The sequence below is a fragment of the Rhodococcus sp. R1101 genome (genome assembly GCF_000278445.1).
GTDB classification, from domain to species: Bacteria; Actinomycetota; Actinomycetes; order Mycobacteriales; family Mycobacteriaceae; genus Rhodococcus; species Rhodococcus gordoniae.
This window is the reverse complement of record NZ_AJVB01000113.1, coordinates 1-9,599: the sequence shown is the minus strand read 5'-3', so window position 1 is coordinate 9,599 and position 9,599 is coordinate 1. Positions and strand designations below refer to the sequence as shown.

8 protein-coding genes and 2 pseudogenes are annotated in these 9,599 nt (G+C 64.4%); 5 read left to right on the top strand and 5 right to left on the bottom strand.

Annotated features, from left to right (window positions below):
* The 4 genes from smc to R1101_RS0109935 form a co-directional block, all read right to left on the bottom strand.
* On the bottom strand, positions 1-2,924 hold a 2,924-nt coding region (smc, locus tag R1101_RS0109950; protein ID WP_016933290.1), incomplete at its 3' end, for a chromosome segregation protein SMC.
* A gap of 168 nt (positions 2,925-3,092) precedes the next feature.
* On the bottom strand, positions 3,093-3,380 hold the full coding sequence (locus R1101_RS0109945) for an acylphosphatase (protein WP_016933289.1): 288 nt from the start codon (positions 3,378-3,380) through the stop codon (positions 3,093-3,095).
* Between the two features lie 3 nt (positions 3,381-3,383).
* Positions 3,384-3,821, bottom strand: coding sequence for an OsmC family protein (locus R1101_RS0109940; RefSeq protein ID WP_016933288.1), 438 nt, complete (start codon positions 3,819-3,821; stop codon positions 3,384-3,386).
* The gene (locus tag R1101_RS0109935) at positions 3,814-4,773 is read right to left on the bottom strand and encodes a LysR substrate-binding domain-containing protein (protein ID WP_016933287.1); all 960 of its coding nucleotides are present in this window, start codon (positions 4,771-4,773) and stop codon (positions 3,814-3,816) included. Before R1101_RS0109935 ends, R1101_RS0109940 begins: the two co-directional genes overlap by 8 nt.
* A gap of 107 nt (positions 4,774-4,880) precedes the next feature.
* Between R1101_RS0109935 and pcaH the strand changes: the two genes are divergently transcribed.
* Together pcaH and pcaG are read left to right on the top strand one after the other, a co-directional pair.
* On the top strand, positions 4,881-5,612 hold the full coding sequence (gene pcaH / locus R1101_RS0109930) for a protocatechuate 3,4-dioxygenase subunit beta (protein WP_016933286.1): 732 nt from the start codon (positions 4,881-4,883) through the stop codon (positions 5,610-5,612).
* A complete protein-coding gene (gene pcaG, locus R1101_RS0109925; protein ID WP_016933285.1) occupies positions 5,609-6,292 on the top strand; it encodes a protocatechuate 3,4-dioxygenase subunit alpha in 684 nt (227 codons plus the stop codon). Before pcaH ends, pcaG begins: the two co-directional genes overlap by 4 nt.
* A 36-nt stretch (positions 6,293-6,328) precedes the next feature.
* Here the strand turns inward: pcaG and R1101_RS29510 are convergent.
* A pseudogene (locus R1101_RS29510) lies at positions 6,329-6,486 on the bottom strand (zinc finger domain-containing protein); the annotation flags it as partial.
* Positions 6,487-6,773: 287 nt separating this feature from the next.
* Between R1101_RS29510 and R1101_RS30950 the strand changes: the two are divergent.
* The 3 genes and pseudogenes from R1101_RS30950 to R1101_RS29500 form a co-directional block, all read left to right on the top strand.
* Positions 6,774-7,934, top strand: a complete 1,161-nt coding sequence (locus tag R1101_RS30950; RefSeq protein ID WP_232284718.1) for a hypothetical protein — start codon at positions 6,774-6,776, stop codon at positions 7,932-7,934.
* Positions 7,935-7,947: 13 nt separating this feature from the next.
* On the top strand, positions 7,948-9,003 hold the full coding sequence (locus R1101_RS30180; RefSeq protein WP_157179139.1) for a hypothetical protein: 1,056 nt from the start codon (positions 7,948-7,950) through the stop codon (positions 9,001-9,003).
* 341 nt (positions 9,004-9,344) lie between these two features.
* Positions 9,345-9,599: pseudogene (locus R1101_RS29500) on the top strand (leucine zipper domain-containing protein); the annotation flags it as partial.

Sequence of the window (9,599 nt, the reverse complement as noted above, 5' to 3'; positions counted from 1 at the left end):
GGCATCGGCTGCGGAGCGACCACCTGCTCGCCGCGTTCGCGGGCCTGCTCGTATTCGGTCATCTCGAGCGGTGTCGGCGGCAGCGGCACATCGGGACCGTATTCGGCGACGAGGTCGTCCAGGGCGATGCCGTGCTGTTCGAGGATGGTCTGTTCGAGTTGCTCGATCCGCAGCGAGGCCTGGGCCCGGGCCACCTCGTCGCGGTGCACCGCATCGGTGAGCTGGTCGCGCTGCGCCGTCAGTTCGCGAACGAGTTCGCGGGCCCGTTCGAGTTGCTCGGCGCACTCGGCACGGCGCCGGTTCAGCTCTTCGCGCTGCGCGAGCGCGGTCGCCACGGCCACCTCGAGGTGCTCGGCGAGTCGCTGCCCCGCTTCGGCGACGGCCGCAGCGACGGCCGCGGCCTGCCGTCGCGCGACGCGAGCGCGTTCGGCACGAGCGCGGGCCTCGCGTTCGGCCTGCGCCGCGCGACGGAGCGAATCCGCTTTGCCCCGAAGAGCTTCGGCGCGTTCCTCGGCCGTGCGCGCCGCGAGTCGCGCCTCGACCTCGACGGCCCGCACCTCGGCGAGAGCGGCTGCGGCCATCTCCCGTTCGGCGGCCGTGTGCTCGGTCCCGGCTCCGTCGCCGGTCCCGGCCGAGTCGTCCTCGGCCAGACGCAGTCGCTCCTCGAGCTCCACCAGCTTCTCGCGCGCCGCGTCACGTTCCTTCTCGGCTTCGGCGCGCTGGGCCGCGAGTCGGCCGGATTCGGCATGGGCAGTGCGTGCCGCCTGACCGAGACGGCCGAGTTGCTCGTAGACGGCGGACATCGCGGCGTCGGATTCGTTGAGCGCGGCGAGGGTCTGCTCGACGTATTCGGCGCGTTCGGCCTGCTCCGCGAGGGCACCTGCCAGGGCTGCGGCCAGTTCCTCGGAGCGGCGTTCGGCCTGTTCGAGACCGGCCCGGGAGGTGTCGATCGCCGCCTGGATCTCGAGAGTGCTCGGGGCACGGTGGGAACCGCCGACTACCCAGCCCGCGCCGGCGAGGTCTCCCCCGCGCGTCACGGCGCGTAGGCCGGGCCGGGTCGCGCAGATGTCCAGGGCGGTGGGCAGGTCGTCGACCACGACGGTGCGGGCCAGCAGGCCGTCGACGCCCCCGCGCAGGTCGGCGGGACACTCGACGACCTCGCGGAGCCATCGGGCACCGGCCGGCAGGCCGCCGGTGTCGGCGGGAGCGGCGGGGCCCGGATGGACGAACGCGACCCTTCCCTGATCGGCCTCCACCAGCGCGGCGACCGCCGCGACCGCCGCATCGGCCGACTCCACCTCGAGCGCGTCGGCTGCCGCGCCGAAGGCCGCCGCGACGGCGGCCTCGTATCCCGGAGCCACCCGCAGCCGGTCGGCCAATCGGCCCACGAGTCCGTCGCCGGAGCGCGTGTCGATCAGCCAGGCCGCACCGTCGGTGCGTTCGAGTCCCATCGAGAGGGCCTCGATGCGGGCGCCGAGGGACGCGACCTCCTTACCCGCGGCGCGTTCGGCCTGCTGGAGTTCGGCGACCCGTTCGTCGGCGAGTCGCTGTGCTTCGAGCGCTCGTTCGTGCTGGGCGTCGGCGTCGACTTCGCCGGCGTCGAGATCGTCGATGCGTGCCTGAGCGGTCTCGAACTCGGCCTGGGCCTCGACGCCACGCAGCCGGGCCTCCTCGATGGCCACGGTCAGGCGCGCGATCTCGGCGTCGATCGATTCGGCCCGGGTCCGCATCGTGTCGACCTGGCCGGCGAGGCGCGCGAGGCCCTCGCGCCGATCGGCGACGGCACGGACCGCGGCGAGATGCGCGCGTTCGGCGGCGGCGGCGGCATCCTCCTGCGCGGCGAGTTGTTCGCGGGCCGCTTCGAGGGCTCCGTGCGCGATCTCGACCGCCTCGATCAGTTCCGCTTCTTCGGCGGCGATCCGATCGGCGCGGGCCTCCATCTCGTCGGGATCCTGACCGGAGCGGTCCTCGGGTTCGGCGTGCAGGTGCCGTGCGCGTTCCTGCGCGACCCGCACGGTCGCCGAGACACGCTCGGCGAGAGCGGAGAGACGGAACCAGGTTTGCGACGCCGCTTCGGCGCCCGGCGTGAGCTGTGCGAGAGCCTGTTCGTGCCGGGTGAGTTCGGCGTTCGCGTCGTCGAACGCCGTCAGCACGTTGTCGAGCCGTTCCCGGACCATCCGCTCCTGCTCGTCGTGACCGGCGAGTTCGGTGCGCCGGGTGACGAGGTCGTCGGCGGCAAGGCGCAACCGCGCATCGCGGAGGTCGGCCTGGATGCTCTGGGCGCGACGCGCGACCTCGGCCTGCCGGCCGAGCGGTTTGAGCTGGCGGCGCAGCTCGGCGGTGAGGTCGGTGAGGCGGGCGAGATTGGCCTGCATGGAGTCGAGCTTGCGCAGCGCCTTTTCCTTGCGCTTGCGGTGCTTGAGGACGCCGGCGGCCTCCTCGATGAAGGCGCGCCGGTCCTCCGGCCGGGATTCGAGAATCGCGGCGAGACGGCCCTGCCCGACGATCACGTGCATCTCCCGGCCGATACCGGAGTCGGACAGCAGCTCCTGGACGTCCATGAGGCGGCAGGAACTGCCGTTGATCTCGTATTCGCCGGCGCCGTCGCGGAACATACGGCGGGTGACCGAGACCTCGGAGTACTCGATGGGCAGCGCGCCGTCGGAGTTGTCGATGGTGAGTGTCACCTCGGCGCGTCCGAGGGGCGGGCGCCCGGTGGTTCCGGCGAAGATGACGTCCTGCATCTTGCCGCCGCGCAGCGCTTTGGCACCCTGCTCCCCCATCACCCAGGTGAGTGCGTCGACGACGTTCGACTTGCCGGACCCGTTGGGTCCGACCACACAGGTGATGCCCGGTTCGAAACGCAGAGTCGTCGACGAGGCGAAGGACTTGAAGCCCTTCAACGTCAGACTCTTGAGGTACATGGGTGAGAACTCTACCGGCGGGTTGTGACCGTTCTCCTACGCCGGGTGCGCGGTCCGGACCGCGCCACCGAAACCGGTCGTGTACAGGACGTTCGGGTCCCACCCGCACCACCGGCCGCTTCCACTCGGTCGGAGCGGATACCGAGCGAGCGGGAGACGGGACGAAGATCAGCGCTCGACGAAACCGATGAGATCCCCTCGCGGCGGATCCCACGATTCGACGACGAGCCGCACCTCACCGGGGGTGTCGCCGGACCGCAGCCAGGCGAGCAGCTGCTCGAGTTCCGGCCGCGGGCCTTCTGCCACGACCATCACGCGACCGTCGGGATGGTTGGTCGCATGCCCGACGAGACCGAGTTCGAGTGCGCGGGCACGCGTGAACCAACGGAAACCGACCCCTTGGACGCGGCCGTGCACCCACGCCGTGAGCCGTTCGATGCCTGCGGGGGTGCTCATCGGTCAATCCTCGGCGGTGATCGCCAGCGAGATCTTCGTGCCCGCCTTCAGGGTGCGACCCACCGTGCACACCTTGTCGACGGAGCGTTCGACGAGGGCGATGAGCCGGTCGCGGGCGTCGGCGTCGAGTTCCGACAGGTCGAGGATCATCTCCTCCTCGAGGTGCGGATAGACCTCGGTCTCGCGGTCCGCCGCTCCGGAGACGCGGATCGTCGCGTCGTAGTCGTCGCCGAGCCGGCGGGACAACGGGAAGTCCGAGCTCATGCCGGAGCAGGCGGCGAGTGCGATCTTGAGCAGCTCACCCGGAGTGAAGACGCCCTCGACGCTCTCCGAGCCGATGAGTACCTCGGCGCCGCGCGAGCTGCGGCCGGTGTAGCGACGCGTACCGGTGCGCTCGACCCACAGCTCGGTGGCGGGAAGGTCGGAAGTCTGGTCAGCCATGGGGGAAATCCTGCCATGCCCCGTCGACGGGGACAGCGCGCAGGATGGTCACGAAATCCTCGAGCGCCGCGGACGACGCGTCGGCACTGCGTCGCAGCACTCCGATCGGCTCGACGGTGCCCGCGGTGGGCACGTCCAGGCGCCGGACCACCCCGTCGGCGAGGTCGTCGCGGGCCGCACGTTCCGTGGTGATCCACACCGCGTCGCTGCGCCGGACCACCCCCCGGGCCACAGCGAGATCGAGCGTCTCGATCAGCCCGGCCGGCAGTCGCAGGCCGTGACGTTCGAACAGTGCCTCGGTCGCGTGGCGGGGCACGGTTCCGCGGGTCGCGACCACCAGCGGGTGTTCGAGTGCGTCGGCGACGGAGGCGGAACGCTCGGCGAGAGGATGGCCGGGCCGGACGACGAGGACCAGCGTCTCGGCGTACAGGAGCTCGAACGACAGGCCGACCATCCGGGACGGTTCGGCCATGCGTCCGAGGACGACGTCGAGGGCGCCGGCGGCGAGCGCCGACAGCAGGACGGCATTGGGGTCGGTGCGGATCCGGATGTCCAGATCGGCGCGCACGCGGCGCAACTCCGCCAGAGCTTCGGGGAGTACGGACCCGGCCACGGTGGGCAGGGCCCCGATCCGCAGCGGCTCGCGGGCGGGTTCGGCCGCTCCCGCCAGTGCGGCCACCGCTGCGTCCAATGAGGTGGTGACGTCCTGCGCGTATCTCAGGAAGCGGTGACCCGCCGCGGTGAGGCGCGCACCGTGTCGGCCGCGGTCGAGGAGTTTCGCTCCGGCGAGCACCTCGAGCTCGTTGAGGGTCTTCGTGACGGCCGGCTGGCTCAGCTGCAACAGCTCGGCCGCGCGTCCGACCTGCCCTTCGCGTGCCACGGTCACGAAGCACCGGAGGTGCCGGAGGCGGATCCGTCGGGCCTGGTCCGGCACGGACGAGGAGAGACCCATGTCGGATTGCATCACCGAAAGTTATGGATAAACGGCGATTTTGTCAATTTACATGATTTTTTTCTTCACCATATGGTGGTCCTCACCGCTCAGAGATCGGAGATCGCATGCCCAGCGGCGAATACGTCGAGCGCGACCACACACTGCACCCACCTGCGCTCACTCCCGGCTACCGCACGTCGGTGCTGCGCGCACCGAAGAACGCGCTCATCACGCCGAAGCCGACCCTGTCGGAGATCACCGGACCCGTCTTCCGCAGCGACGAGCTCGGCGCCCTCGACAACGACCTGATCCTGAACTTCTCGAAGGACGGCCTGCCGATCGGTGAACGCATCATCGTCCACGGCTTCGTCGAGGACGAGTTCGGCAATCCGGTCGAGGGTGCACTCGTCGAGGTGTGGCAGGCCAACGCCGGAGGCCGGTACCGCCACAAGAAGGACACCTATCTCGCGCCCATCGACCCGAACTTCGGCGGCTGCGGGCGGATGCTCACGGACGCGAACGGCTACTACCGGTTCCGGACGATCAAGCCCGGCGCATATCCGTGGGGCAACAGCCGCAACGCCTGGCGCCCGGCGCACATCCACGTGTCGATCCTCGGCCGCGGATGGGCGCAGCGCCTGATCACCCAGCTGTACTTCGAAGGCGACCCGCTGATCGAGAAGTGCCCGATCGCGCGGACGATCCCGACCGTGGACCAGCTCCGCAGCCTGATCGCCCAGGAGGATCCTGCCTCGAACGCCCCGTTCGACGCGCGCGCCTACCGCTGGGACATCACCCTGCGCGGGCGGCGCGCCACCTTCTTCGAGAACACCGAACTGCCGGGAGCCCCGCGATGAGCCTGCCCACCGATCCCTACCGGCCCGTGCCCCCGCTCCTCCCCCGCCCGATGGTCGCGCATTTCCCGGAGACGCCTTCGCAGACCGGCGGTCCCTACGTCCACATCGGTCTGGCGCCGCAGCAGGCCGGCTTCGACATCTTCGACAACAACTTCGGCAACGTCCTCGTGACCGACGAGACCGAGGGCGAGCGAATCGTGTTGGAGGGCCGCGTCATCGACGGCACCGGCACCCCGGTGCGCGACGCGCTGCTCGAGAGCTGGCAGGCGAACGCCCACGGCCGGTACGCGCATCCCGACGACGAGCAGGACACGGACCTCGATCCGAACTTCCGAGGCTGGGGACGCACCGGCGGCGACTTCGAGACCGGAGTGTTCACGATCGAGACGATCAAGCCCGGTGCCGTCACCAATCCCGACGGATCCGTCTCGGCACCTCACATCCTGCTGGTGATCTTCGCGCGCGGTATCAACCTCGGGCTGCACACGCGGGTCTACTTCGAGGACGAGACCGAACTCAACGCCGAGGATCCCGTCCTGAAGGGCATCGAATGGGAGGTGCGGCGCACCACCCTCATCGCGTCGCGTTCCGAGCGCGACGGCCGCACCGTGTACACGATCGACATCCGGCTGCAGGACACCCCGGACGGCGGTGCCGAGACGGTGTTCTTCGACATCTGACCGGCACTGCTCCGAACAGCCCGGTATGCGCGTGCGCTACCGGGTCGTTCTCGGTCGGGGCTGGCACTTCGGGCAACTGTACGACGAGCGGTTCATGAACTTCTCACGGCGGATCGGCGCGCCGCAGCGTCGGCACGGCTCGTTCTCTCGCCCTAGATAGTAAGCGACCGTTTAACGTAGCCGGACTGACCATTTGCTACTCAACGCTTTACTACCCTGCCTGGTTCGCCAGGACACGCCGTGGCGTTCACCCCATTCAGTACGCCAAGAGTTAACCACTCCATAGTTCCGGAAGAGATCTACAGCCGTCAGTGAACCAAAGTTGCCGCAACCTCACTTCGAACACCCGGAACGCGCAACCTGCCGTCCCACAGTTGGAAGCTGCTGCCTCAGTTTGCGACCAGCAGAGAGCGCACCTCATCAAAGAGCCTAGGATCTGCCTTCAGTGTTGACACTCGGTCACACCGACGAACGGAGCGACGTGAGCAACGACTGGCTGTTTGACAAGCGGACCCGCTGCTGGTCCTTCATGACGACGATGAAAGTACACGACTACCTGGAACTTTCGCGCAATGCTCATGCAGCCCAGGGGGGGCTTAGCGGACAACGTGGGGTGATGGCCACAACCACCGCAAAACGGATCCGCGAAAGGATGGTCGAAGATCTTAAAAAGGGAGCGACCCTCCCCCCTGTCGTTATTGGCGCTGTACTCGATCCTGACCGTTTCCGCAATCTCCCCGTGCAAGAGGAGGATGACCGACCCCTTTCATTCCTTCCTGACGACACGTCGAATCTGTCAATTATAGACGGTATGCAGCGCACCGCTGCACTTCAGGAGGCCGCCGATGAGGAACCTGCGGTCGGCGACGGTCAGATTCGAGTCGAATTCTGGCTCACGAACAATGTACGTGCAATGGTCTACCGAATGTTGATCCTTAATACCGGACAGGTTCCATGGACAATCAGTCGCCAACTATCGGTGGTATACGCCCCCCTTCTCGCCGAAATTAGGGCGCGAGTCCCAGAGATAGATAAGATGTCGACGCCCGATCAACCCGGCCGGCGCGTAGGCCCGGCACAGTATTCAAGCGACACTCTTGTAGAAATCTATATCGCGTTTTCGTTGCGCAAGACCGGAGTCGACACAAAGGAAGCACTATCAGACGAATTCTCGCGATTGGATTTTGTTGACAATCTTTCCAACGAAGGGTTTCAAGAGCAGTTCTACGGAGCGTTGTCCATGCTCTGCCAACTGGACATAGCGTTCGCACGTTTCGACGGGGCCGAAGGCATCCCTCCTGGCCGATTCATTTTTGACCGCCAGCCAGCACGAATAGGCTTCATTGTTGCAGTGGGAATTTTCATTCTCGGACGACCTGGGGCTGATCGACCTCAGGACGAGCGAAGCCGGCGCCTCAGCACCTTGAGGGAATCAGTTTTGTCACTTACAGAGCGTCTCAACGGAATGCATCCCGATAACCTTGGAGATTTTCTCAAGACGGACGTCCTTGAGGAATTGCTTAACAAACGAGTTGGCCAGGTTGGACGCTACGAGCGCAGCGTCTTCTTTGAAGCTTTCAAGGTACTTATCGAGGAGAATTTCGACATAAAAAATTTGGAGCAGTGCTGGCGGGCAAGTTAACGTGAACAGAAACATGTCCAAAGCCAACGCTAGCGTATTTGAACGGCTGGTCAGTTTCGCAGAGACACGCGGCGTTTCGATACCAGATCGACAGGAAGCCAGGTGGGTCAGTTCGACCATTGAAGAAAAAGAACGACTGAAGCATTCCGAAATACTAATTTCGATAAATTTTGGGCGCTTTCGTCATCTTTCTTGGATCGCATTTAACGATATCCACTACATTGCCTCATTTGGATTCGAACATGAAATGAGCGACCCAAGTCTTATTCCACTTGAAGACGCAGCAGGTTTCGATGTGTGCCTTCTATCAGAAATCCCTGTATTCCCGTCCGCTTCCGCGATCGAAGTGCTCGATGTCGTCGCTGCTGGGAGCAAAAAAGATGGTTCCGGTTATCATGGGCACGATAATTTTATGATCCGGAATCTATTTCCGCCGCTACGTATCTACGAGTGTGTATCCAGATTGGACGAAGGCACGGTCTGGCCCAATTTTTTGAGCATTTGCGCCGCCGAGACGCAGCACGGTGGCTCCTGGATAGACTTGCAGCTTGCTGACTCTTTGGCCGCACTTGCGCAGAGTCCTATTGATTACTTTCCCTATCAAGAATTGTGCCGATCCACTCTGGATTTAGATCCTAGAAGCTTATTTATGAGCTTATATAGATGCATAGAAGCAACCTATGCGCACGAAAAAGCCACCAAACTTAAGAATGCACTGTCGGTCGAACATAGCTGGAGCGAACTGGCGGCGATTCTTGAGAGCGAGATGTCCTGGCGGCCCCTCGAAGCCGAAAGCCTGAACAATGTTCTAAAGCATGCCAGTGAAGACGATCTCGAAGAGATATGCAAATCCTTAAAAAGAGACACGGGGAAGAACATCGCCGCCTCTGCAGGCGCCGCAATCTACAAACTACGCAACAGAATTGTGCATTACCGGCCGACTAAAGATCCTTTCGATATGAATTCAATCGATTGGAATCATGTCTGCACCGTCCTGGTATCAATCGCGCGCGATGTGTTCCATCGTGCATACCACGAAGAGAAGAACTCCGCCGGCGGCAACCCGTGAGGTCTTGAAAGACTATTTCGATAAACCCATTCTTGTTGCCTAGATTTACTACATGCTGGCTGAGCATAATTAATTCGCGGGAAATTCGCGCAGAGGACCCGTAGCACCTATTTTGGCCATGGGAGCATCGATTGATATCTAACTCTCTCAGGAGTATCCATCTAACTGTAGTTAGCGATTATCGCCCATAACCTCACCTACGGAGTCACCGTCTAGGTAAACGCTAGAAGTGATGTCCAGACAGGCTGTCCCGCATCATTGCGGTGAATTGGCCTGACAGGCGAAGCCTCCGGTTGTGAAGTGGAGCTATCTAGGAACCGCCTCACACCCTGGAGGTTTTCGTGTCCCACCGTAACGCCACCCTCACCCCGATCACCCGCCTGCGCATGGCACGACTGATCGTCGAGCACGGCTAGACCTACGCAGCCGCAGCGAGAATGTTCGTTGTCGCCCCACGAACAGCGAAAAATGGGCCGACCGCTACCGGACCGAAGGCACGCCCGGCATGACCGACCGCAGTTCCCGCCCACACACCAGCCCGAACAAAACTCCACACCAGGTAGTACGTCAAATCGTGTACCTCCGGTGGCGTCACC